The sequence below is a fragment of the Vibrio sp. 1557 genome (assembly GCF_033340175.1).
Lineage (GTDB): Bacteria > Pseudomonadota > Gammaproteobacteria > Enterobacterales > Vibrionaceae > Vibrio > Vibrio alginolyticus.
Genome location: NZ_JAWOVZ010000001.1, coordinates 657,739 through 680,088 on the forward strand (window position 1 = coordinate 657,739; position 22,350 = coordinate 680,088).

Genomic DNA, 22,350 nt, shown 5'->3' on the forward strand with positions numbered 1-22,350 from the left:
GAAATAGAGAGTCCGCCACCGTTAAAAAGAAAAGCGTAGAATTTAAGCGTACATGAGATGTTTGAGTTGTATGCTTATCGCCGTGTTTTATTTTTTATGTTTAAATTTCTGTATATAATAAGCAGTCAATCAGAAGTGAGGACGACCTCACCGCTCTATCTTTTCTCGGGGACGACCCCATCTCGTTGGGAAATGTGACATGGCTTGGGGAATTCTCTTCATTGCGGGCTTGTGTGAAATCGCATGGGCTGTCGGTCTTAAATATTCACAAGGGTTTACCAAATTCGGTGCTTCGGCATTCACTATTGTCTTTATGTTATTGAGCTTTTGGTTGCTTGGCATTGCGTTAAGAACCTTGCCTTTAGGCATTGCTTATGGCGTATGGGTAGGGATTGGCGCAATAGGCACGGCAGTCGTGAGTATTTATCTGTTCAATGAGCCAGCAACACTTATCAAAGCCTTAAGCTTGCTAATGATTGTCGCTGGTATCGCAGGGTTAAAAATATCAGCTTAACGTTAGGCTAAACACAAAACAGCCAGAGTCACTCTGGCTGTTTTTCTAAATGTCGTGTTTACGGTTCTGGGTAGGTATATCAAGCGTTGCGCTTAATAAAAGGTAACCGTAAGTGATGACCAAACGCATTAATTAATGCGCCTGTAACAATCAGACCGCCACCGACGTACGTCCAAATGATCGGAACCTCGCCAAAGAAAATGATGCCTAACAACACAGAAAATACGATCTGGATATACGAATAAGCGGAGGCTTTACCCGCTTGTTGAGTTTGCATCGCTTTGGTTAACCCCAATTGCCCAATTTGGGTAAAGACACCAACTAGAACCAACATGAAAGTCAGATATAGATCGGGCATTACAAAATCGTCGCCAATCAGTAAGAGTGAAGCGGGGAGAGCAACCAACGGGAAATAGAAAATGATCACTGAGCTGTCTTCTGTCTGACTCAGTTTTCTGACAATGACGTAGGCAATTGAGCTACCAAATGCGCCTAAGATCGCAATCATGACGCTAAACATTGGTAAAGCGCTATCTGAGCCTTGCCCAGTTTCTGGGCTTACCATGATATAGATGCCGAGTAAGCACAACGCAATACAAAGGAAAGTTGACGGCTGGATGCGCTCTTTCAAGAAAAATACGGCGAGTAGTGCAGTAAATACCGGATGAATATACTGGAATATCGTCGCTTCTGCCAAAGGTAAGGTGGTCACTGAATAATATACACACATCAGAGCCATCGTGCCCACAGCACCGCGTGCAAATAGTAATGGCTTATTATTGCCCCATACAGAAATTCGTTTTCGCTTTACATCGAAATAACTAATGATAAGTGAAACGAGCGCTCTTGCTGCAACGATTTCAAAAACGGGGATACCGTAGTTGCCGACGTGCTTTACTGTAGCTGACATCAGAGCAAAGCCGAACGCGGAAAGCACCATAAAGCGCACACCGATGGGAATCATAGTGTTGAATGAATTGGACATTTTACTGCTCATTTGTTGCGACAGATCTCACTTTAGCATACTTAGTTAGCGATTAAATCCTCTAAACTCAAACACTTCTGTCGACAAGATGAATAAACAGTAGAATACGTAGCAATTAATCTGCCTCTCTCAGCGTAACAATAAAAACTCGATATTTAAGGAGCTTACATGATCCCGATAAAAGCAACGCATGTTTCAGGCGTTGTCATTTCAAAAATTGATGGCATAGAAAAAATGCTGTTACTCAAACGCGTAAAAGGTGGCTATTGGTGCAATGTTGCAGGTGGTATCGAAGCGGGTGAAGCCGGGTGGCAAACCATTTTAAGAGAGTTAAAAGAAGAGACACTAATTGACCAAGTTGAGTTACATACAGCAGACTTTCTAGAGCAGTTCTACGAAGCAAAAAATAACCGTATCATGGTTATCCCATGTTTTGTGCTATTTTGTCCGCCTAACCAATCAGTTGTTCTTAACGAAGAGCATACAGAGTATCGCTGGTGTACGCTTGAAGAAGCTAAGCAGCTGGCTCCGTTTGCCAATCAGCATCACCTCTATGAACATGTATGGAAGCATTATGTAGATGTGGCATCACTAACGCCATTTACGCTGATCGATCAAAAGGGCTAAATGAACGGCAACGGCTTTGATTAGTTTTTATAGAGAGGTTTGTTCTCATAAAATGAAGCGTTAGGATTTGCGCTGAGCGTTCACAATAAAAAGGAATAACATCTATGGATGAAGTCACATGCCAAGAGACGTATCAAGGAAATCACTTACAGAAGCGTTTTTCCGTCTCGCAAAGGATCTCAATTGAGCCCCTCAACACGAAACACGCGTCCGCTTTACTAGAGGTTGTGAACACTCACCGAGAGAGCCTTGAGGGTTATCTACCTTGGACGGATTCTGTCACGAATCATAGAGAGGCCGTGAACTACATTTCCCAGCGAGTGAACAGTAATGCGCTGGATTCCCACTGGTGTGCAATTTATTTTGATGAGCAGCTTACGGGTGTTATTGGCATTAAAGGTGTGGATTTACATACACGTGTTACTGAAATTGGCTACTGGCTTGCCAACAATGGGCGAGGCCATCGTGTGATTGATCAAGTACTCGCAGTATTGATCCCTTTCTTGAAGAAGAAAGGGCACGCACAATTCATTCAGTTCCATTGTATGGAAGATAACATCGCTAGCATCAATATTGCTGAGCGTGCAGGCGCCACATTAAAAGAATACGTTGATCATGAGTTCGATATGCTTGACCGCTCTCAACGACTAGGCATTTATGAACTACGTTTGACGTAGTATCCACCCTAGAGATATTTTAATCAGAGTTCGAACTCTAACTTCACGAGCGCTACAATAGTAACATTGTTGCGCTCGTGTTAACTTGGGGCGTCATTGGTAGAAACTAGGCTAGGAGAAGCATCATGAACGCAATCACAGAGGTTGAAGTAGATAACTTGTTACAGCAAAGCCTCGAACGCTTAAAAGCGGCATATGCAGCCGAGCCTTATCCTAGTTTGGATGAACGTAAACAGCGCCTCGTTTTGTTAAAAAAATCGCTGCTTGAGAACAAACAAGCTCTGGTTGAAGCGTTAAGTGACGATTTTGGCTATCGTTCAGAATTTGATACCGCCATGACCGACGTTTTGCCAACGGTCTCGCATATTAATTATACCCTCAAGCGACTAAAAAAATGGTGCAAACCCAGCAAGCGCGAATCCGGCTTATTGCTCGCACCTTCTAAAGTCACCGTTCAGTATCAACCGTTAGGTGTCGTCGGGATCATTTCACCGTGGAACTTTCCTGTGATTTTGAGCCTTGCGCCTTTAGTGACAGCATTGGCTGCTGGCAACCGCGTGATGATGAAGCTCAGCGAATTTACGCCAAAAACCAATAAAGTCATCGTCGATATTTGCCGTGGGTTGTCTGAGTATGTCGAAGTTTTTGAGGGTGAAGCAGACGTCGCACAAGCATTCAGCCAACTGCCATTCGATCACCTTTTGTTCACGGGTTCTACGAGTGTTGGTCGCGCAGTGGCAAAAGCGGCAGCGGAAAACCTTACCCCGGTGACGTTAGAGTTGGGTGGAAAGTCCCCGGTGATCATTGCAAAAGATGCAGACATGAAGAAAGCCGTTGATGCTGTCTTGTTTGGTAAATGCATTAATTCAGGCCAGATTTGTGTCGCGCCTGACTACGCGTTTGTACCGCAAGAACGTGTCGAAGAGTTCATTTCGCTATTCTTAAAACGTTTTGAAAAGCTCTATTTAAAATCCAACAAGAATCAAAAGCTGACCCATATTGTCAACCAACGACAATATGATCGTTTGACTGCGCTACTTGAGGATGCAAAAGCGCAAGGTGCTAACCTTCACACTGTTGAGGCGTCGCCCCAAGAGGAACGACTTCTGTATCCTCATTTGGTCACGGATGTGTCGCCGAATATGCGAATCATGCAAGAGGAGATCTTCGGGCCATTTCTACCTGTTAAGCCCTACAATGCCGTTGATGAAGCGATTGACTACATTAATCAGCACCAAAGACCACTTGCGCTGTATGTTATGTCGGACGACAAATCGACCATCAAACATATTGTACGCAACACCCACAGTGGTGGCGTCGGCGTTAATGATACGGTTTTACATGTTGGCGCTGAAGATGCGCCTTTTGGTGGCGTTGGTGAATCGGGTATTGGGCATTATCACGGAGAGGAAGGATTCAGAACTTTTAGTCATGCGAAAACCATTCTTCACACACCGAAATGGTTGCCAAGAACGAGCGTATTAATGCGCCGTAGGGCTATGGCGATAAAAGCGATCCAAAAGATCTTTGTTCGATAATAATTATGATTTGATTGATAAAAAAACCGCCCGAATAGGCGGTTTTTTTGTTTCTATATGCTCTGAAACGCTGGGCAGCAAAGTTCGAGAAACTTCCTTCGCGTGCTACCAACACAACAAAGAAAGGCTCTTGTTGAAAGAGCCTTGTTCAGGAAATGTCGAGAGATTTTGGCAAGTTTAATGCAGAACTTCACTGCTGAATCTTAGATATCTACAGTCGTTCATCAGTTCTTTAAACGCCTTTCTGTCCAGCTTAATCAGAGTTTCATGATCGCCAGCTTCAAGGTAGACATGTTCCAAGTTTGCCAGTCTTTCATCGCAAACTGTCGACATGTGGTAAGGGCTACCAATCGGTGGAATAGCGCCGTGTTCACAATCGGTGAAGAGTCGGTAAACCATACGCTCTTTCACCAAGTGGAAGGTGGCATTAAATTCGTCGTTTAATCTCGACAAACTGATTTTGTTGTTGGCAGGTAAGACCGCCATCATATGACGCCCTTCATGATCCTCTAGAATCACACCTTTTGCGATATTCATTAAAGGCACACCTGCTGCAACACCACTTTGTAGCGAGCTATGACTGTGGCTGTGATTCACGGTTTGAAAGTGAATGTTATGCTCAGTCAAATATTCATCTAATCGGGTTGCAATCGTCATATAGCCTCCACGTGTATGAGACCCATAAAAAGTATAGGTTAGTCGGGCGACAATCGCGCATTTTACTCGGCGACACTGACGCTCTTTACGCTCCTGTTCTACGCTTATTGCAAGCCAGCGAGAAAGCATGGTTAACAATAATAAATAGGGGGCAACATGAGCAAGCCAATCATCGCTGATAACAAGCCGATCAAAGTAGAGTTGAAAGCTGGGCAAGAATATTACTTCTGCCGATGTGGGCGTTCTAAAAATCAACCTTACTGCGATGGGTCTCATTCGGGAACCGGCTTAAAGCCAATGAGCTTTAGTGCGGAAAAAGACGAAGATGCCTATCTCTGCCAATGTAAGCATACCGCCAATGCTCCTTTTTGTGATGGTACACACAAGCGATTTACCGCAGAGCAAGTCGGTAAAGAGGGACCGGAACAAAAGCGAGAGAAAAGAGACAAACCAACGGCGTCTGCTACTCAAGAAGAACCAACCCTCGAGTTTATCCACCAATTAGCGAGAGAGGGACTCTCTAAACTCGGTCATCATGGTCCGATGGCTGCAATGGGGGTTCCTAGGTATTTGCTACCACATTGGGATGCTATACAAATCATGGTGGCGCAAATGGCGACACAACCGTTGTTGGAAGACGTTCCTGTGTCTACCGAGTTGATTGTGGGACCAAACGCGCGTAAGCCGCTCAGACTCGCCATTCCTTTGTTGGTGTCGGACATGAGTTTTGGCGCACTTTCTGAAGAGGCGAAAATTGCACTAGCAAAAGGTGCAGAGTTGGCAGGGACTGGGATTTGCTCTGGTGAGGGTGGCATGTTACCGGAAGAGCAAGCCGCCAATTCACGGTATTTCTATGAGCTTGCTAGTGCTCAATTTGGCTACGACGAACCTAAGCTTCTTAATGTTCAGGCGTTTCACTTCAAAGGCGGGCAAGGAGCAAAAACGGGCACGGGTGGTCATCTGCCTGCAAATAAAAATGTAGGTAAGATCTCTCAGGTGAGAGGCATCCCCGAGGGACAACCAGCGATATCACCACCAACGTTCAAAGATCTTCACACTACTCACGATTTCAGAAAGTTTGCTGACAGAGTTCGTGGCATCACAGGCGGTATTCCAATTGGATTTAAACTCAGTGCCAACCATATTGAGCAAGACATTCAGTTTGCGCTTGATGCTGGGGCTGATTACATCATCTTAGACGGTCGCGGTGGTGGCACGGGTGCGGCGCCAACTATGTTCCGTGATCATATTAGTGTGCCCACCATCCCTGCATTAGCTCGTGCACGTAAGTACTTAGATGAAAAAGGTGTAAGTGACAGCGTCACATTAATCATCACTGGTGGGTTGCGAGTTCCTACGGATTTTGTCAAAGCGTTGGCACTTGGAGCAGACGGAGTAGCGATAGCAAACAGTGCGATGCAATCGATCGGTTGTGTCGCGGCTCGCATCTGCAACACCAATAATTGCCCTGCAGGCATTGCGACACAAAATGCCGATTTGAGGCAGCGTCTCGACGTTGAAAAGTCATCCCAGCAACTGAAAAATTTCTTCGAATCCTCGGTCGAGCTCATGAAAGTCATGGCGAGGGCGTGTGGTCATCACGCTCTGAATGAATTTAGTCATCATGATTTAGCGACCTGGGATCACAACATGGCGAGGCTGTCTGGGATTAAGTATTCAGGTATGGACTTAAACTGATCTCTATCCATATTTTCTGCATATAGGTACATGTTTGATAACAATTATTTATTCGCTGAAATGTTTGAAATTTTGACTTGGCGTTAACTAAAAAAACAGTGTATGAACTACGCTGTTTGAGGTGGATATTCGATTTATTGAATAACAAAGAGTGGTTACCACAACCACGACACGAAGGAGCATTATATGAGCAAAGCAAACGGCGGTTCGGTAGGTAAATGTCCAGTTATGCATGGTGGGCAAACATCTACAGATAAGTCGGTGATGGATTGGTGGCCGAATGCCTTGAACTTAGACATCCTGCATCAACACGACTCCAAAACCAACCCATTTGGTCAGGACTTTAATTACAAAGAAGAACTGAAAAAGCTAGATGTCGAAGCACTTAAAAAAGATTTAAAAGATTTAATGACTGATAGCCAAGACTGGTGGCCTGCCGACTGGGGACACTACGGTGGTTTAATGATCCGAATGGCATGGCATGCAGCGGGCAGTTATCGTATTGCGGATGGCCGTGGCGGTGCTGCTACAGGCAACCAACGCTTTGCTCCTCTCAACTCTTGGCCAGATAACGCCAACCTCGATAAGGCTCGACGCCTTTTATGGCCAATCAAGAAAAAATATGGCAACAAACTAAGTTGGGCAGACCTGATTGTCCTTGCCGGTAACATGGCGTACGAATCCATGGGTTTTAAGACCTTTGGCTTTGCGTTTGGACGAGAGGACATTTGGCACCCAGAAAAAGACACTTACTGGGGCTCTGAGCAAGAATGGTTAGCCACAAGTGACGCTGATAACAGCCGCTACTCTGGTGAGCGAGATTTAGAAAACCCGCTTGCTGCGGTAATGATGGGTCTTATCTATGTGAACCCTGAAGGGGTAGACGGTAACCCAGATCCTCTCAAAACAGCACATGACATGCGAGTGACCTTTGCGCGAATGGCAATGAACGATGAAGAAACCGTCGCGCTCACAGCTGGTGGTCACACGGTGGGTAAGTGTCATGGTAATGGTGATGCCGCAAACCTTGGCCCAGAGCCCGAAGCAGCAGACGTTCATGAGCAAGGTCTTGGCTGGATTAATCACAAAACACGTGGTATTGGCCGTGACACGGTAACGAGTGGTATTGAAGGTGCTTGGACAACACACCCTACACAATGGGATTACGGATACTTCCACCTACTATTTAAGTATGACTGGGAACTGAAAAAGAGCCCAGCCGGCGCATGGCAATGGGAGCCAATCGACATTGAAGAACAAGACAAGCCTGTCGATGTTGAAGATGGTTCTAAGCGCTACAATCCAATCATGACCGACGCCGATATGGCGCTCAAAATGGACCCTGAATATCGTAAGATTGCAGAAAAGTTCCAAAATGACCCTGCGTACTTTGATGACGTTTTTGCTCGTGCCTGGTTTAAGTTGACACACCGCGATCTAGGACCAAAATCATGTTATTTCGGCCCTGATGTGCCAAGCGAAGATCTTATTTGGCAAGACCCAACGCCCGCAGGTAAGACAGACTACGATGTCGATTTAGTGAAAACAAAAATTGAAGCAAGTGGCCTATCCATTAGTGAGTTAGTAAGTACGGCGTGGGATAGCGCGCGTACTTACCGTGGCTCTGACCGTCGAGGAGGTGCAAATGGCGCGAGAATTCGCTTGGCTCCGCAAAAAGATTGGCAAGGGAACGAACCTGAACGTCTAAGCCGTGTTCTTGCTGTGCTAGAAAAAATAGCAGCAGAAGAGGGCTGTAGTGTTGCAGACGCTATCGTGCTTGCTGGAAACGTAGGTATTGAACTGGCTGCGCGTGCCGCAGGTCATGATGTTTCCGTGCCATTCGCGCCAGGCCGAGGTGATGCCACCCAAGAGATGACGGATGTGGAATCGTTCGAAGTACTTGAGCCTGTTGCTGACGGTTTCCGAAATTGGTTGAAGAAAGACTACGCGGTTAAGCCAGAAGAGCTTTTATTAGATCGTGCTCAGCTTATGGGATTAACGGCGCCAGAAATGACGGTACTTATTGGTGGTATGCGCGTTCTAGGCAGTAACTACGGCGGTGGAAAAGAGGGCGTATTTACTGACCGAGTCGGCACTTTGTCGAATGATTTCTTCGTGAACCTTACTGACATGGCATATACGTGGAAACCAGTGAGTGCTAATCAATATGAAATCCGTGATCGTAAAACCGACGCTGTGAAGTGGACGGCAACCCGTGTGGATCTTGTCTTTGGTTCAAACTCGATCCTGCGTTCGTATGCGGAAGTGTATGCGCAAGATGATAATCAGGAAAAATTCATCCATGACTTCATCGCCGCATGGACGAAAGTCATGAACGCGGATCGTTTTGACTTGCAATAAGTGAAACGATGCCCGTCGGTAAATGGGTTGATGAATAAGTAAGAGAGGCGGGCGAAAAGCTCGCCTTTTTCTTTACCTATCTTTTTACTTTGATTGAAAGTTAAGCTCATTTGAACCATAATAACTGGACCATATGAACCATAGGAGCTTGATATGGCAACTGCAGCATTAAAAAGCTTCAAACCGAAACAACCTCATAAAGCCAATTTCTGGTTTATGTTGGGTATTGAAGACGCTGAAACAGGTCGCACTGATGCGGTTCACAAAGGCTTTGAGCCAAAGGTGTATCGCAATATTGTTGAGCGTGTGAAGCTTTCTCAGAGTGAGTTTCAAAACGTCACATTGATACCTGTTAGCACGATCAAGCGTCGTCTAAAAAACGATGAGCGCTTCAATACGCAAGAAAGTGATGCAATCTATCGATTAGCGATGTTATTGAAACTCGCGACAGAACTGTTTGACGACGAAGAGCGCGCGTTAAAATGGATGAGAGAGAATGTGTACGGCTTAGGTGGAAAACGTCCACTTGATATGGTCTCGACCACGGTGGATTTTGAAATCGTAAAAGATTTGATCGGCCGTTTAGAGCACGGGGTATTCTCGTAATATGAAGCTCTATCGTCTCACACAAAAGAAATTTGCTGACACGCCATTCAGCCCCGTTGGCGCAAAGTTGTTTGGAGGGCGATGGAACTCAAAAGGAACCGAAGCCCTCTACTTCTCTGAATCGGAATCCCTTTGCTCGTTGGAAGTATTTGTTCACGTAAACAACGATCCTGCTATCACCAAACTTTACGATTTATATCGTATTGAAATGCCAGAATACCTCATCGCCACCTTAGATGAAGAAGATCTCCCTGTGACGTGGCGGGCAATACCGGCGAGCGAGTCTACGCAGTACATTGGTGATCAGTTTCTCAATGATCCTCATCCAGAGTTTGCCGCGCTGCAAGTGCCTTCAACGATTTCACCTCGTGATAAAAACTACGTGGTGAATCCAAATCATCCCAAAATGAAAGAGATCATCAAGAAAGCCGAAAAGCTCGATTTCGCGTTTGATCCGCGCATTTTCAAATAGACGCCTAGCTTTGTCTTGCTTTAAAGCATTCAGCGCTTACCTGAGATAAGCGCTGAAGCATAAAAGTTTATTTCCTTGGTTATTGTCGGTCGTAAGTGAACTGTTGCGCTTCATTTGTAGTGTTGAGGTAATGCCCAAGCACCAACTCAGCGCCTTTGTAAGATAAATGGCTGTCATCCGTATACATCGCATTGTTTGCTCCAACTCTCATTCGACATACGCCATTTCTGCAAATGGCATCGGTCAAGTCGACAAACTCAACGTGCTCAAATTGCTCAAAGTAGTTCACTAACTTCGCCACGTTTTGAGGGTGATGTTGTTTGGGAGAAAAGTCGCAGGCAGACTCTTCTGTCTCGCCAAACAAACGCGCTTTCCAAAGGCATTCTCCTACCGCAAACGGTGCAGAAGGGGTTGGACCGAAAACGACCACTTCCTTTCCTTTCAGTTCATTCAATAATTTGGTTAATGATGCTTCATAATCGGCTTGTGAAAGCTCTTTATTGAAATTAGAAGAGATAACAACGCGACGAATGGAAGGGGTACTTAGAATGGTATCGACAGCCTCATTGAAGAACTGTCGGCAAGAAATTGAGCCAGCAGCTTCTAGGATGTCGACATAACCGACCGCACAGGAATCTTGAGTAAGTTGCACCACGCCAGTTGGTGTTACTTCAGATAGACGCTTCACGTAAACCATGCTGTGACTATTGCCTAACACAGCGATGGCGGGCTGCGGCGCAGACGAGCACACATCGTTAACGTTGGTGTTGCCGTTGCAATCTAAACCATAACCGTTGTTAACGCGCATGGCCTCGAAAAATGCGCTTCTTTCTGGAAAACCACCGTTTTGATGACCGATAACGCCGAGTGTTAGCAAGGGCAACGTCAACAACACAATAACCGCGGACACAGTGCGCATGCTCATGGCTTTTCGGCTACGGAACGGCTTTTCAATAAAGCGCCAAGTGAAGTAAGACAGTACAAAAAGAGCGATCACGTAAAGCGGGATATTGATGTCTTGTGTTGTGTCCAACACGTAGCGGTAAAAGACAAATAATGGAATGTGCCACAAGTATAAGCTGTAGCTGATTAAGCCGACGAACACGACCCACTTTAGGCTCAGTAATCTACCGCAGACATTGCCTTTAGAGGCAAACAAAATCACCAACGCGCTACCGATGACCGGCACCAGCAGCGTAATGCCCGCGCCATCTTGCGATTTTTCAAATAAAAGCGCGGAAGCCAATATCAAAACGATGCCAATGGTTGCTAGAGTATCGTTAGATTGAACTTGGACTTTTCTCATCACTAATGCGAGTAATGAACCGGTTGCCAGCTCCCAAGCGCGAGAGAAGATCATGTAAAAAGCGAAATCAGGATCGTTGCTCGCGTAGACAATAGTCATCAAACTCAGCACAAATACCGTGATAAAAAAAGTCAGGTAAAACGCGTTTTTACCACGAGCGAGTAGCATGAGTAGCAAAGGAATGACAATGTAGTATTGTTCTTCAACGCCCAAGCTCCATGTGTGGAACAGCGGGTTGGCTTGATCTTCTAAACCGAAGTAATTGTGGCCTTTCAAATACAGAAGAATGTTGGATGAAGAGAGAATGGAAGACACTGCAAATTGACCAACGTCTTTGTGTGCTTGCGGCAAAAATAGCCACCAAGACATCAAATAGCTGACGGCGATCACCACCAGTAAGAGGGGGTGTATGCGACGAATGCGTCGCTCATAAAAATCACCAAGGCTGAACTTCTGGTTTTCTAAGTCGTTAATCACGATGGTGGTGATCAAATAGCCGCTGATCACAAAAAACACGTCGACGCCAATAAAGCCACCAGCGAATTGCTCAACTCCTGCATGAAACAAAATCACCAACGTGACAGCAATCGCCCTTAATCCGTCTACTTCTGCTCTGTAAGTCATATCGTGTTGCTCCAACATTCCGTTTAATGAAGTAGAGCAAAATATGAACCAGAAATAATGTTTATTTAAATCAGTGTCTTAAAGTGGTTGTCAAAATGAAAATGCTAGGTGGGTTAACGAATTCCCAAATTGAATTTCAATATGGAAAACCCATAAAGAATGATCTTAAGAAGCGCTAAATCAAAGAACGTAAAGCGCGAGGCACTTAGACTTCATTGAAAATGATTACGCTAAAGAAACGATGACAAAGAATACGATTCAGGAAAAAATTGCCAGCTTTACTTGTATCGAAGAGGCTTTGAATTACTTCGACATCGAGTTTGATAGCCGATTTATCGAAAACAATCGAACCGAGTTGGTTAAGAGGTTTCACGGCTACTCAATCCTCACTAAACCGGATGATTGGTTTTCAGGTCGTCGTGCTTTAAAGAATGCTTACTGTAAAGTACAACGCAGTTTGCTCAGTAAAAAGACGCGCTCTGCGTGTCGAGGTTGTACATCTTGTCAAAGACGTTAATTCTGATGGCTTGCCTAAAAAGAACCCTGCATCTTGGCGTTACAGGGGGAAGAGCAAGGTTCTTTTGGTTTCGCTATTGGTTTGTCGCGAGTTGCGAATCAGCTTTACGTAGATGAATTAACCCGCGTGGTACGCAGGGTAGTCCACTAAGCCTTTTTCACCGCCGCCGAACAATGTGGCAGGGTCATGTTCTGCCAGTGGATAGCCATGCTTGATGCGGCTTGGTAAGTCGGGGTTTGCAACAAACGGACGGCCAAAGCCAATCATGTCAGCTAAACCACTTTCGATCGCGTGTTGCGCCTTTTCATCGTTGTAACGACCGGCATAAATCAGTGTACCTTTGTACGCCTCACGAACTGCGGTTTTAAAGTTGTGCGGAGTGTCTGGCGCGTCGTCCCAATCCACTTCTGCAATGTGAATGTAAACCACATTGAGTTTATCAAGCAGCGCTGCAGCGGCGGTGTAGGTTTCGACTGGCGTACTATCAACGGTGCCATTTAACGAAGTGAATGGCGCAAGACGAACACCAACACGCTCAGCGCCAATGGCTTGCGTCATCGCTTCTATCACTTCACCAAGAAAACGCAGACGGTTTCCAATAGAGCCACCGTATTCATCGGTGCGGTTATTCGCTTCAGAATCGATAAACTGGTTAACCAAGTAGCCATTCGCTGCATGAAGCTCGATACCATCGAATCCGGCTTCTATCGCGTTTAGTGCGGCTTGGCGGTACTCTTCAATAACGTTCTTGATGTCTTGTTTGGTCATTTCACGTGGCTCAACCACGTCGACAAAGCCCGGTTCGTCTGTGCCGTTATCGACAAATACTTTCACGTTTTCTGCTTTTAGCGCAGAAGAAGAAATAGGTTGCTCACCGCCAATGTTATCAGGGTGAGTCACACGACCAACGTGCCACAATTGCGCGAAGATAGTGCCGCCTTTCTCGTGCACTGCATCAGTTACTTTTTTCCAGCCAGCAATTTGCTCTGGGCTGTAAATGCCTGGTGTCCATGCATAGCCTTGACCCATTGGCGAAATTTGTGTGCCTTCAGCAACGATTAGGCCCGCTTCAGCACGTTGAGCATAGTAGGTCGCCATCATGTCGTTAGCGATATTACCTGGTTGAGAAGCACGAGAACGCGTCATCGGAGGCATAACGATACGGTTTTTTAATGAGAGAGAGCCAAGTTGAATGGGTTGAAATAATGCATCTGTCATAGGAAACCTCGTTATTTTTGAGTTTGGATGAGTTCGATTTGGTAACCATCGGGATCTTTAATGAACGCGATGTGAGTTTCTCCGCCTTTCATTGGACCTGGCTCGCGAGTAACGTTGCCACCAAGCGCTTTAATTTTTTCGCAAGCGGCGTAAATATCTTCAGACCCCAGTGCCATGTGTCCGAATGCGTTACCCAAGTCGTAACTGTCGGTATCCCAGTTATAAGTTAGCTCGATGGTCGCGCCATCTGGTTGATCAGGGTTACCAACAAACACCAGTGAGTAACGGTATTCTTGGTTTTCAAAACGATCCAAAACACTCATTCCCAGAACTTTTGTATAAAATTCGATAGATTTGTCTAGGTCAGCTACACGGATCATCGTGTGGAGAAACTTCATAAGTCGCCTTTTCATAACGTTGCGTAATCACTATGCAAACCATATCGCCACTCTAAATAAACTGGAAATTATCGTTAATTATTAAAATGATTATTTAGTGTTATGAAAAGCGAGGTTGCTGGCCCTGCAACATGCAAACAAAGATTACTCGCCGTTTCTTTTTAATTGTTGGCATATGCTAATTACTCTTTTGAGAAACCGAGTAACTATCATGTCCACAAACAGCTACTGTCATTACACTCACGAATCTCATCATCAATGTGCGGTTTGTTCTTCAATTAATGTGAATCCGAACTCTTTGGCCGTGAACTACCAATACCTAGCCGATGGTTCTGTTGTCGGAGAGTTTCACGTTTTACCGCGTCATCAAGGTTACACAGACCTGTTGCATGGTGGTATTGCCAGTTCGCTTCTCGATGGTGCAATGACGCATTGTTTGTTATCTAGAGACATTCAAGCCCTTACGGCGCAGTTGGATGTGCGCTACCATGCACCTATTCAGTTAGATGATCGAGTCACGATTACTGCACACTGTGAAGGTGAACGACGCGGTATATATCAAATGGTGGCTCAATTGCGGGTCGAAAGCGAAGTTAGAGTGACGGCTAAAGGGAAGTTTATTCGTCCTAAAAAGGCATAAATAAAAACGTGTTCTACGGAGAGGCAATGAAGAAATTTGATGAGCTGTATGCAATTGCGACGAGAAAATCTCAATATGACCAAACCAACACTTGGTTTAAAGGCGTAGAGACTTATCTGGAGGCCATTGGCAAAGAAGTTGGTGAAGTCCGCGAAGAGATTCGTGAGGATCGCCTTTGTCATTTGGAAGACGAGTTAGGCGATGTGTTGTGGAACTATCTTAACGTATTAAAAGCGCTGGAAAGAGAAAAGGGCATAGATCCTGAGAAAGTACTCGAAAGAGCCTGCAACAAATACGATCAGCGTGTATCTGCGATTGAGTCGGGACGCAGTTGGGATGAGATAAAACAGCAGCAGAAACAAGCCTTGAACGCGGAACATGAAGCCACGCAGTTAGAGGCCATGAAGAGCTAATAACTGCGCGTGATATTATTTAAGGCGCGACGGAATGGGGAAGCCTGATCAATCCTTCGTGCTGTTGACCAACAGTAGGTCACAAGGTGGTTGATCAAGTAACGTGTCTACAGTGCTGCCAGACCAAAATTGAGATGACATGCTTCGTTTACATGCCCCCATAATCAAAATCGCTGCTTGTGATTGCTTAACTGCTTTTGGTAACGCCGTTTCAGGGTTTCCTTCCGGTAATAGTAATGGAACTCGCGTTAACTTTTGCGCAGTAATAAAATCTGTAATGCCTGCTTTTTGATTGCTTAATATCTCTGCACGATAGCGAGAGAGGTATGGCGCGACGTATCGGCAGTAAACGAGCGTCATTTTCCCGCTTAAGGTTTGTTCTAATTTTGAGCCTCGCGAGACGATGGCTTTATCTACTATCGACTTTTCATCCCCTCGATGAAGTGGGTCGATTGCACAAAGCATGTTGGCGTGAGAAGGCCATGAACGCTCACTCAGTAGCAACAAGTCGCAATCTTGTTGTGCTAGTTCTGTGAGCATCGTTTGAATCTCGTGTTTGTTAAAGTGTCCCACGAGCAGTAAGTCAGTGTGGTCAACAAGTCGTTTCGCAACTTGCTCAACCCAATGGCTCCCTTTGAAATGCTCGTAAGAGAGCGTTGGTGTTTCAAGCTCTTCTTCTTCACAAAGTTCGACAATTAATGCGTTGAACTTTAAGGTCCAAGCTTCAAACTCAGCTTGTCTTTTTTCTATATGGTCAGAGTTGAAACTGAGAAAATGAGCGAATGCGTGATCTTCACTTCGGCGATGGTCTTCCACTAAAACTACAATAGGCTGAGCCAGCGCTGTCGAAAATTGAATCACTTTACGAAGCACCTTACGACTTGGTAAGGCGGCCTGCTGAGTCAGAAAAAATACAGGTGCCATTGATTACTCCATTATCAAACAAGGCGAATGAGCCTGACACACATTCAAGTCTATACCATGAACTGATGCAGAGGCGTTTTGTTTCTGCGAGCGAAATATAAATTCCGCAATTAAGTCAACTATCGCCTAGAATTTTAACATCAAGAATTCATGCCTTCGGATAGCACATATCGTCAATACGGCGAATGTGGTAGTGAAAGCTATAGGTAAAAGTAATGATAGATTCCAACCAATTGCAAATTAACCGCAAAGTGCCACATTTGCTTGCTGAGATCATTAAAGCGATAGAATCGACCGAAGACTTGAGCTTTTTGAAAGACTATCAAGAAGCACAGATTGCGAACATTTTGGAATCGGTCAACATTGCTTACCGTAAGCGTGTCATAGAAGCAGTGCCGCCTGAGAAGTATTGGACGGTATTAAATTTGCTCCGATACGACACCGCCAAGCACATTCATCAATCACTCAATAAAGACTTACAACATGAACGCTTGGCGTACATAACGGATTCAGAACTGATCATCTTTGCGGACTTTCTACCGACCGAATTTGTAGATGAATACCTTATTGATCAAAGTGAAGAGTCTGTCGCGCATATCCAACAAGCATTGTCGTATGCAGACAACAAAGTTGGACGTTATGCCGAGCCTCACTTTCTGGTCGCAAACCCTAAAAACAGCGTAGGAGGCATCAAAACCGAGCTGCTAAAACGTGGGCAAAGTCCAGTGCGGTTGATTATTGTGCGTGATGCGAGTGGTGTGATTGGTACGATAGAGCCGCATACCCTGTTGCTGCACGAAAATCATATCAAACTTACCGACTTGACCGTAGTTACGCCAATTCTAGAAGATATTCAAACGATTCAAAGCGTCAGCAAACAAGTCTCGATTGATGGTGGAGCACATTGGTTTCCTATCATGGCTGGTGGCAAAATTATGGGCGTCTTGTCGATGGCGACCATTGCGATTACGTTGCGCGAACTCAGCCTACAAGCTGTAGTGGCAGAAAACGTACGAAGCGAAGAAGATTTGTTCACACCATTAAGCGTGGCGACAAGGCTAAGAGCACTTTGGTTGGTGATTAACTTGCTGACCGCTTTCGTAGCCTCCGCCATCATTGGGCTTTTTGATAATGTGGTCGAGCAAGTCGTTGCGCTTGCGATCTTAATGCCCGTTGTGGCGAGTATGGGCGGCATCGCGGGTAGCCAAACCTTAGCGGTGGCCATTCGAGGTATCGCACTAAACCACTTGCACCAAAGTAACTTGAAGCTATTGGTGAATAAGGAATTAAAAATCGCCACCATTAATGGTTTAATTATGGGATTGGTGATCGCGGGTGTCGTTTACATGGTGTTTGACTCTTTGCCATTGGCGCTTATTATTTGCTGTGCCATTTTCCTCAATAGTTTGGCGGCCGCGGCATCGGGTACGTTGATACCATTCACGTTGAAAAAGTTTAACATTGACCCCGCCGTGGCTGGCTCGGTAGTATTGACGACCGTTACCGATGTCGTTGGTTTCTTTGCGTTCTTAGGCTTAGGTGCCATTTTCTTGATATAAATATCCAATTGACGCGTTAACTAGCAGAACCAATCGCACCATTTCCCAACCCAGTATTTTGGGCGAGCTTGCTTCACTCAGCATTCCTCCGTTTTCCATAACCGATGAACACGTCGTTTCGGTTCTTACTTTGTATATCTCTTCACTGCCCAGTTCTATTCCCCAAATTTCCCACTACCGATCTCGCTTAACGCTGGCGTGCCAAATGCCAATTTCAAACGCCAGATGATGCCCATTTTCTTGGCTGTACACGCATTACTTCACTCAAACAAAAAATAAGGAAAAGATTTTGAATAAACTTATCGTATTCTCTGGTGGTCCCGGTGCAGGGAAAACTTCGGTAATCGAACAGCTAAAAACACAAGGTTTTATCTGCGCGCCAGAAACCGGCCGTCAAATAATACAAACGCAGGTTGCCAATCACGGTTCAGCATTACCTTGGAATGACAAACAAGCTTTTCGAGACGAAATGATGAAGGCAGAAGTGAGCAATTACCGAGCTTTCAATGTCCACCAAGGGAATGTGTTTTTTGATCGCAGTATTGTGGACGTATATGGCTACAGTAAGTTGGAACAACTGCCAATCTCGCATGAGCTCATCACGCATTGCCAGACGCTTCGTTATCATTCTCAAGTATTCATTTTTCCACCGTGGACGTCGATATTCAGCAACGACGAAGAGCGAAAGCAAGATTTTTCTGAAGCGGTGGCTACGTATCAACAGATGGTCAACGCTTATCACAAATTTGGTTATCAATTGATCGAAGTGCCCAAAATGTCAGTCGAAGACAGAGTAGCGTTTATTCTCGGCTCAGTCATCGAACAAGGCTGAAAGATGATTGATGCAAACAAATGCGTAAGGCGATTGTGAGCACGACAACAATATGCGTAAAGGGAGTTATTTATACTGGATAAAATTCAATAACTTAATTGAGTGTTATGTCTTTTAAATATCTTACCTTATTGCTCGCAACGACGAGCATGAGCAGCTTTGCTGATGTAGGCCTGCCTTCGGGGGATGATTGGTTAAACCATGTGACGAATGGCCTAGCCCCATATTGGATGATGGAAAGCGCGCATGGACAACCTGCGGGGAATTTTCCGACTTTTCGTTGTGATAACGGTGTCATTCTCGACCCACAAAAGCCGTGTGGAGAATTAAACAAAGGGTGGATTAGCCCGCACTTCAATCGCGAATACACCCGCATGAAATCGCGCCAAACTTACGCTTATGGCGTGCTTTTTCATCTTACGGGTGACAAGCAAGCATTAGAGCTGGCAAAGAAAGGGGCTTATTACCTGATTGATCATCTACAAGATGAGAAAAACGGCGGCTTTGTGAGCTTTACGCGTAGTGGGAAACCGGGGATGGAGTGGCAACAACGAACTTCTCAAGACCAAGCTTACGCCTTGGTGGGTTTGGCGATGTACTACTACTTGACTCAAGATCCAAAGGTCGAACAAGCGCTCATCGACCAGCAAGCGTTTATATTTAAACAATACCGACGAAGCGATGATCGCGGTCTGGCTTGGGTTTTGAAAGACGGTGATGGGGAAAGTGCGAAGCAGCAAGAGCTAGTCGCTCAACTTGACCAGATCAATGGCTATCTGTTGTTAACGGCGCCACTTTTACCACCGCCAGCGCAAGCCAAGTGGAAGCAAGATCTGCAATGGCTGACGAAAGTGATGCTAGATAACTACCATTCCGTCAAAGAGCAGCGCTTTTATGGCGCGATACACCACAAAGCGGTAATGATGCCAGATGCGAAACACAATGATTTTGGACACACCATCAAAGCGTATTGGATGACGTATCTCACTGGTCAGTTGTTGGAAAATTCCAATTGGACAGAGTTTGGTTTCAAAGGAATGAAACACACGCTTAAGCAAGCGCAATATCAGCAAAACTTTGAGCAAGTCAAAGCACTTTTCTCACCAGAATGGCAGAGTAAATGGGCACAAGAGAGCATTCGTGCTTGGCAATCAAGACCATACAAGCACTATAGCTCGTCTTGGGAATGGGCAGAACTCGATCAAGCGGCGATGACAGTTTCTCTTGTCGATGGTTCGATGAAAGAAACGCTTCAATACACGTTACCCACTTTTATGGACGTATGGGTGGATCATCAATATGGAGGAGTCGGTCTGAGTCCTAAATCAACCAAAGCGTTCCATTGGGGAAATGGTTACCACCAGTTTGAACATGCGTTGGTCGGGTATTTGTACGCGCAACAAATGGCAAAACAGCCCGCCAAGCTTTACTACGCGCGACCAGCAGAGAATAAAATGCCACTTAATCCGTATTACTTTAGCGCAGACGTAAAATCGTTGTCGTCACAAAGTGATGGAGTCGCCACCGCGACATTCACCAATATTCGACCTTAGGTTGGTCGATGGTGATGTGTTAGTTAAAGTCCGCGTAAAAGCCAATAAAGTCCTCCGATAGCAAGGATGACTATTAGCTATCTAGGTCTGTCACTAGATAAGCTTCAAGCAGTAATTGTGTAGGTAATGACCCCTGGGCGCTTATAAAAAGCCGTCAGAACCACTGGTTTTGACGGCTTTTTATTTTATGACAGGTAGAGGATTCAATTTTCAGCGCGATAGGTCCATGAAAACTTAAGTGAGATTCCAATCACGTCGCATAGTCTCACTAGTGTCATTGGAAATAAATGAATTGTTTCTGATACATAGAACGTATTAACATGGTTGCACTGGGCCCATATGAGTAAACTTATTGAATATACAATTTGAGAGAGAGGGTTTAGTTTTAAAAAATAACAGTTAGTTGGAATCTAGGTTAAATGAAAATAAAACTATTTAAAAAGCTACAAGTTGTATTTCTTGTGGTGTTGTTTCTCTAGGTTGTCCAAGCGGAAGCATGATCTAAAACGCTTATTTTATTCAAATAAATGGAAGGAAATGAAAGTGGAATTAAAAAATAACTATTCAGAATCAGAAATAAACCAGCCACCATCGGTACTTCTTGTTACGTCTCTGTTGTGTCTGGCGTCCGTTTGTTGGGCTGCATTGCTGTTGGCCATTGAATATATTGTTGGGATAGAAATGAGTGGTACAGGCTTTCTTAGCACGTTAATCCCAGCCATGAGTGTTGGTTATTACTTCGGCTACAAGACTGGAGATGTAATGCCATCAAAAACAAGATGGTATGCTGTTTTACTGTGGACTTTAGCAAGTTTGGTAGTGTTCTCTCTTATCTTAATGTCGTTAGATATTTCTCCGTTTTATTTATTATCTGAGCTCGGTGGGGTAAGTATTTTTATTGCTATCATAATGCTAATAACGATTGGCATCGCCTACTTAATTTTAAAAAGTGGTGAGAAAATGGCGATTAGAGTATTACTCAAAGCCAAGGAAAGTCAGTAGATAAAATACAACAAACGATTCAATTAGGATCATGACAAGACGTCAGCCATAATGTGCTGGCGTTTTAGTTTCCTGTTTGTAGGATTTTTATCTAAAAGGCAAACCCATTTATTGTGTTGTAGTTTGAGTTAATGGTTTATGCCTTGTGCGCAAGATAGCTTAGCAGGTTTATGTATCGAGAAACGTGTGTATAATTCGCCACGAATTACGATTTATAGATATGAAAGGTAAGTATGGCAGTCCTCGAAATTCTCTCCATTCCAGACCCAAGGCTTAAAGTAAAAGCAGAAAAAGTCACTGATGTATCGACAGTACAAACGCTGATAGACGATATGCTAGAAACACTTTACGCAACGGGCAATGGTATCGGTTTAGCTTCAACCCAAGTAGGCAGAAAAGAGGCGGTTGTTGTCATCGATATCTCTGACGAACGCAATGATCCTTTAATCTTGGTTAACCCAGAAGTGGTGAGCGGAGAAAACAAAGCACTTGGTCAAGAAGGGTGCCTATCTGTTCCTGAGTACTACGCAGATGTAGAGCGTTACACGTCAGTTGTTGTTTCTGCACTAGACCGTGATGGCAACCCGATTACAATCGAGAGCGATGAGTTCTTGGCGATTGTGATGCAGCACGAAATTGATCACCTATCTGGTAACTTGTTCATTGATTACCTTTCACCGTTAAAGCAAAAAATGGCGATGAAAAAAGTGAAGAAGTACGTAAAATCGCAAGCTAAGTAATATGAAAGGAAGTAACTCACAACCGCGAGTTACTTCCTTGTAAATCAAGAATAGGACGGTAGGGAGAGCGGTTTATCTCTGCTTTTGGGGGACATAACGCTTTACGACCTTCATAAGCCTTTGAAATGAAGAACAGTCCATATGTGACTCATGAGGGCAGGTGGCAACATGGTTTAGGCTGTCTCGCACCGCTTTCAAACGTTTTATTTGCTCATCAATCTCAAGTGCCTTTTTCGTTAGTAAGTCACGATCGATATATGGCTTTGAAACTTCTGATTGATTCAACATTTCTGCCATTTCGTTAAGCGATATTCCAGCGATACGCCCCAAACTAATTAAATTGAGTGTATTGAGTACCTCTGGTGAATATTGGCGTCTCAATCCATTCCTTCCTATCGAGCGAATTAACCCCAGCTGTTCGTAGTACCTGAGCGTTGAAGTCGGCAATCCTGATTTTCTAACCACTTCTGCAATATCCATATTATTCCC

General features: G+C 44.8%; 23 protein-coding genes. 16 read left to right on the top strand and 7 right to left on the bottom strand.

What is annotated here, in order from left to right; genetic code table 11:
• Positions 1 to 199: 199 nt before the first annotated feature.
• On the top strand, positions 200 to 514 hold the full coding sequence (locus tag R7070_RS02825) for a DMT family transporter (RefSeq protein ID WP_005376506.1): 315 nt from the start codon (positions 200 to 202) through the stop codon (positions 512 to 514).
• 79 nt (positions 515 to 593) lie between these two features.
• Here R7070_RS02825 and R7070_RS02830 read toward each other — a convergent pair whose 3' ends face one another.
• Positions 594 to 1,499 (bottom strand): DMT family transporter, encoded by a 906-nt coding sequence (locus R7070_RS02830; protein ID WP_005376505.1) that lies wholly within the window; start codon positions 1,497 to 1,499, stop codon positions 594 to 596.
• Positions 1,500 to 1,667: 168 nt separating this feature from the next.
• Here R7070_RS02830 and R7070_RS02835 point away from each other — a divergent pair, with 168 nt between their 5' ends.
• The 3 genes from R7070_RS02835 to R7070_RS02845 all read left to right on the top strand — a co-directional run bounded on the left by R7070_RS02835 (position 1,668) and on the right by R7070_RS02845 (position 4,341).
• On the top strand, positions 1,668 to 2,126 hold the full coding sequence (locus R7070_RS02835; protein ID WP_318141086.1) for an NUDIX hydrolase: 459 nt from the start codon (positions 1,668 to 1,670) through the stop codon (positions 2,124 to 2,126).
• Between the two features lie 104 nt (positions 2,127 to 2,230).
• A complete protein-coding gene (locus R7070_RS02840; protein WP_213893447.1) occupies positions 2,231 to 2,803 on the top strand; it encodes a GNAT family N-acetyltransferase in 573 nt (190 codons plus the stop codon).
• 125 nt (positions 2,804 to 2,928) lie between these two features.
• On the top strand, positions 2,929 to 4,341 hold the full coding sequence (locus R7070_RS02845) for a coniferyl aldehyde dehydrogenase (RefSeq protein WP_213893446.1): 1,413 nt from the start codon (positions 2,929 to 2,931) through the stop codon (positions 4,339 to 4,341).
• Positions 4,342 to 4,518: 177 nt separating this feature from the next.
• Here the strand turns inward: R7070_RS02845 and R7070_RS02850 are convergent, their stop codons facing one another.
• Complete coding sequence (locus R7070_RS02850; protein WP_005376501.1) at positions 4,519 to 4,998, bottom strand: aminoacyl-tRNA deacylase; 480 nt, start codon at positions 4,996 to 4,998, stop codon at positions 4,519 to 4,521.
• Positions 4,999 to 5,154: 156 nt separating this feature from the next.
• On the opposite strand from R7070_RS02850, the gene R7070_RS02855 reads away from it, so the two are divergent.
• The 4 genes from R7070_RS02855 (at position 5,155) to R7070_RS02870 (ending at position 10,135) form a co-directional block, all read left to right on the top strand.
• A complete protein-coding gene (locus R7070_RS02855) occupies positions 5,155 to 6,696 on the top strand; it encodes a glutamate synthase-related protein (RefSeq protein ID WP_318141087.1) in 1,542 nt (513 codons plus the stop codon).
• Between the two features lie 186 nt (positions 6,697 to 6,882).
• Complete coding sequence (gene katG / locus R7070_RS02860; RefSeq protein WP_256900074.1) at positions 6,883 to 9,057, top strand: catalase/peroxidase HPI; 2,175 nt, start codon at positions 6,883 to 6,885, stop codon at positions 9,055 to 9,057.
• A 153-nt stretch (positions 9,058 to 9,210) separates the two neighbouring features.
• Positions 9,211 to 9,663, top strand: a complete 453-nt coding sequence (locus R7070_RS02865) for an antitoxin Xre/MbcA/ParS toxin-binding domain-containing protein (RefSeq protein ID WP_017820987.1) — start codon at positions 9,211 to 9,213, stop codon at positions 9,661 to 9,663.
• Position 9,664: 1 nt separating this feature from the next.
• On the top strand, positions 9,665 to 10,135 hold the full coding sequence (locus R7070_RS02870; protein WP_005376497.1) for an RES family NAD+ phosphorylase: 471 nt from the start codon (positions 9,665 to 9,667) through the stop codon (positions 10,133 to 10,135).
• Between the two features lie 79 nt (positions 10,136 to 10,214).
• Here R7070_RS02870 and R7070_RS02875 read toward each other — a convergent pair whose 3' ends face one another.
• Positions 10,215 to 12,065, bottom strand: a complete 1,851-nt coding sequence (locus R7070_RS02875; RefSeq protein ID WP_256900073.1) for an acyltransferase family protein — start codon at positions 12,063 to 12,065, stop codon at positions 10,215 to 10,217.
• Positions 12,066 to 12,306: 241 nt separating this feature from the next.
• On the opposite strand from R7070_RS02875, the gene R7070_RS02880 reads away from it, so the two are divergent.
• Complete coding sequence (locus tag R7070_RS02880) at positions 12,307 to 12,582, top strand: nitrogenase-stabilizing/protective protein NifW (protein WP_158159344.1); 276 nt, start codon at positions 12,307 to 12,309, stop codon at positions 12,580 to 12,582.
• 117 nt (positions 12,583 to 12,699) lie between these two features.
• Here the strand turns inward: R7070_RS02880 and R7070_RS02885 are convergent, their stop codons facing one another.
• Both R7070_RS02885 and gloA read right to left on the bottom strand, forming a co-directional pair.
• Entirely contained in the window at positions 12,700 to 13,800 is a 1,101-nt protein-coding gene (locus R7070_RS02885) for an alkene reductase (RefSeq protein WP_104976130.1), read from the bottom strand.
• A gap of 11 nt (positions 13,801 to 13,811) precedes the next feature.
• A complete protein-coding gene (gloA, locus tag R7070_RS02890) occupies positions 13,812 to 14,198 on the bottom strand; it encodes a lactoylglutathione lyase (protein ID WP_005376490.1) in 387 nt (128 codons plus the stop codon).
• 211 nt (positions 14,199 to 14,409) lie between these two features.
• On the opposite strand from gloA, the gene R7070_RS02895 reads away from it, so the two are divergent.
• Complete coding sequence (locus tag R7070_RS02895) at positions 14,410 to 14,838, top strand: PaaI family thioesterase (RefSeq protein WP_151515622.1); 429 nt, start codon at positions 14,410 to 14,412, stop codon at positions 14,836 to 14,838.
• Positions 14,839 to 14,864: 26 nt separating this feature from the next.
• Entirely contained in the window at positions 14,865 to 15,251 is a 387-nt protein-coding gene (locus R7070_RS02900) for a MazG nucleotide pyrophosphohydrolase domain-containing protein (protein WP_213961541.1), read from the top strand.
• Positions 15,252 to 15,299: 48 nt separating this feature from the next.
• Here the strand turns inward: R7070_RS02900 and R7070_RS02905 are convergent, their stop codons facing one another.
• Positions 15,300 to 16,175 (bottom strand): universal stress protein, encoded by an 876-nt coding sequence (locus R7070_RS02905; RefSeq protein WP_213961540.1) that lies wholly within the window; start codon positions 16,173 to 16,175, stop codon positions 15,300 to 15,302.
• Positions 16,176 to 16,390: 215 nt separating this feature from the next.
• On the opposite strand from R7070_RS02905, the gene R7070_RS02910 reads away from it, so the two are divergent.
• The 5 genes from R7070_RS02910 to def all read left to right on the top strand — a co-directional run bounded on the left by R7070_RS02910 (position 16,391) and on the right by def (position 21,861).
• On the top strand, positions 16,391 to 17,734 hold the full coding sequence (locus tag R7070_RS02910; RefSeq protein ID WP_256900072.1) for a magnesium transporter: 1,344 nt from the start codon (positions 16,391 to 16,393) through the stop codon (positions 17,732 to 17,734).
• A gap of 289 nt (positions 17,735 to 18,023) precedes the next feature.
• Entirely contained in the window at positions 18,024 to 18,566 is a 543-nt protein-coding gene (locus R7070_RS02915; RefSeq protein WP_170960430.1) for an AAA family ATPase, read from the top strand.
• 107 nt (positions 18,567 to 18,673) lie between these two features.
• On the top strand, positions 18,674 to 20,119 hold the full coding sequence (locus R7070_RS02920) for an AGE family epimerase/isomerase (RefSeq protein WP_256900071.1): 1,446 nt from the start codon (positions 18,674 to 18,676) through the stop codon (positions 20,117 to 20,119).
• Positions 20,120 to 20,656: 537 nt separating this feature from the next.
• On the top strand, positions 20,657 to 21,121 hold the full coding sequence (locus R7070_RS02925) for an ABZJ_00895 family protein (protein ID WP_017635325.1): 465 nt from the start codon (positions 20,657 to 20,659) through the stop codon (positions 21,119 to 21,121).
• 233 nt (positions 21,122 to 21,354) lie between these two features.
• Positions 21,355 to 21,861 (top strand): peptide deformylase, encoded by a 507-nt coding sequence (gene def / locus R7070_RS02930; RefSeq protein ID WP_005388756.1) that lies wholly within the window; start codon positions 21,355 to 21,357, stop codon positions 21,859 to 21,861.
• 72 nt (positions 21,862 to 21,933) lie between these two features.
• Here def and R7070_RS02935 read toward each other — a convergent pair whose 3' ends face one another.
• Complete coding sequence (locus tag R7070_RS02935; RefSeq protein ID WP_021707542.1) at positions 21,934 to 22,341, bottom strand: helix-turn-helix domain-containing protein; 408 nt, start codon at positions 22,339 to 22,341, stop codon at positions 21,934 to 21,936.
• Positions 22,342 to 22,350 lie beyond the last annotated feature (9 nt).

Bases quoted from the DNA above. Each gene is read 5' to 3' on its own strand.
- R7070_RS02825 (WP_005376506.1), top strand. From the start codon at position 200: ATGGCTTGGGGAATTCTCTTCATTGCGGGCTTGTGTGAAATCGCATGG.
- R7070_RS02830 (WP_005376505.1), bottom strand. From the start codon at position 1,499: ATGTCCAATTCATTCAACACTATGATTCCCATCGGTGTGCGCTTTATG.
- R7070_RS02835 (WP_318141086.1), top strand. From the start codon at position 1,668: ATGATCCCGATAAAAGCAACGCATGTTTCAGGCGTTGTCATTTCAAAA.
- R7070_RS02840 (WP_213893447.1), top strand. From the start codon at position 2,231: ATGGATGAAGTCACATGCCAAGAGACGTATCAAGGAAATCACTTACAG.
- R7070_RS02845 (WP_213893446.1), top strand. From the start codon at position 2,929: ATGAACGCAATCACAGAGGTTGAAGTAGATAACTTGTTACAGCAAAGC.
- R7070_RS02850 (WP_005376501.1), bottom strand. From the start codon at position 4,998: ATGACGATTGCAACCCGATTAGATGAATATTTGACTGAGCATAACATT.
- R7070_RS02855 (WP_318141087.1), top strand. From the start codon at position 5,155: ATGAGCAAGCCAATCATCGCTGATAACAAGCCGATCAAAGTAGAGTTG.
- katG (WP_256900074.1), top strand. From the start codon at position 6,883: ATGAGCAAAGCAAACGGCGGTTCGGTAGGTAAATGTCCAGTTATGCAT.
- R7070_RS02865 (WP_017820987.1), top strand. From the start codon at position 9,211: ATGGCAACTGCAGCATTAAAAAGCTTCAAACCGAAACAACCTCATAAA.
- R7070_RS02870 (WP_005376497.1), top strand. From the start codon at position 9,665: ATGAAGCTCTATCGTCTCACACAAAAGAAATTTGCTGACACGCCATTC.
- R7070_RS02875 (WP_256900073.1), bottom strand. From the start codon at position 12,065: ATGACTTACAGAGCAGAAGTAGACGGATTAAGGGCGATTGCTGTCACG.
- R7070_RS02880 (WP_158159344.1), top strand. From the start codon at position 12,307: ATGACAAAGAATACGATTCAGGAAAAAATTGCCAGCTTTACTTGTATC.
- R7070_RS02885 (WP_104976130.1), bottom strand. From the start codon at position 13,800: ATGACAGATGCATTATTTCAACCCATTCAACTTGGCTCTCTCTCATTA.
- gloA (WP_005376490.1), bottom strand. From the start codon at position 14,198: ATGAAGTTTCTCCACACGATGATCCGTGTAGCTGACCTAGACAAATCT.
- R7070_RS02895 (WP_151515622.1), top strand. From the start codon at position 14,410: ATGTCCACAAACAGCTACTGTCATTACACTCACGAATCTCATCATCAA.
- R7070_RS02900 (WP_213961541.1), top strand. From the start codon at position 14,865: ATGAAGAAATTTGATGAGCTGTATGCAATTGCGACGAGAAAATCTCAA.
- R7070_RS02905 (WP_213961540.1), bottom strand. From the start codon at position 16,175: ATGGCACCTGTATTTTTTCTGACTCAGCAGGCCGCCTTACCAAGTCGT.
- R7070_RS02910 (WP_256900072.1), top strand. From the start codon at position 16,391: ATGATAGATTCCAACCAATTGCAAATTAACCGCAAAGTGCCACATTTG.
- R7070_RS02920 (WP_256900071.1), top strand. From the start codon at position 18,674: ATGTCTTTTAAATATCTTACCTTATTGCTCGCAACGACGAGCATGAGC.
- R7070_RS02925 (WP_017635325.1), top strand. From the start codon at position 20,657: ATGAAAGTGGAATTAAAAAATAACTATTCAGAATCAGAAATAAACCAG.
- def (WP_005388756.1), top strand. From the start codon at position 21,355: ATGGCAGTCCTCGAAATTCTCTCCATTCCAGACCCAAGGCTTAAAGTA.
- R7070_RS02935 (WP_021707542.1), bottom strand. From the start codon at position 22,341: ATGGATATTGCAGAAGTGGTTAGAAAATCAGGATTGCCGACTTCAACG.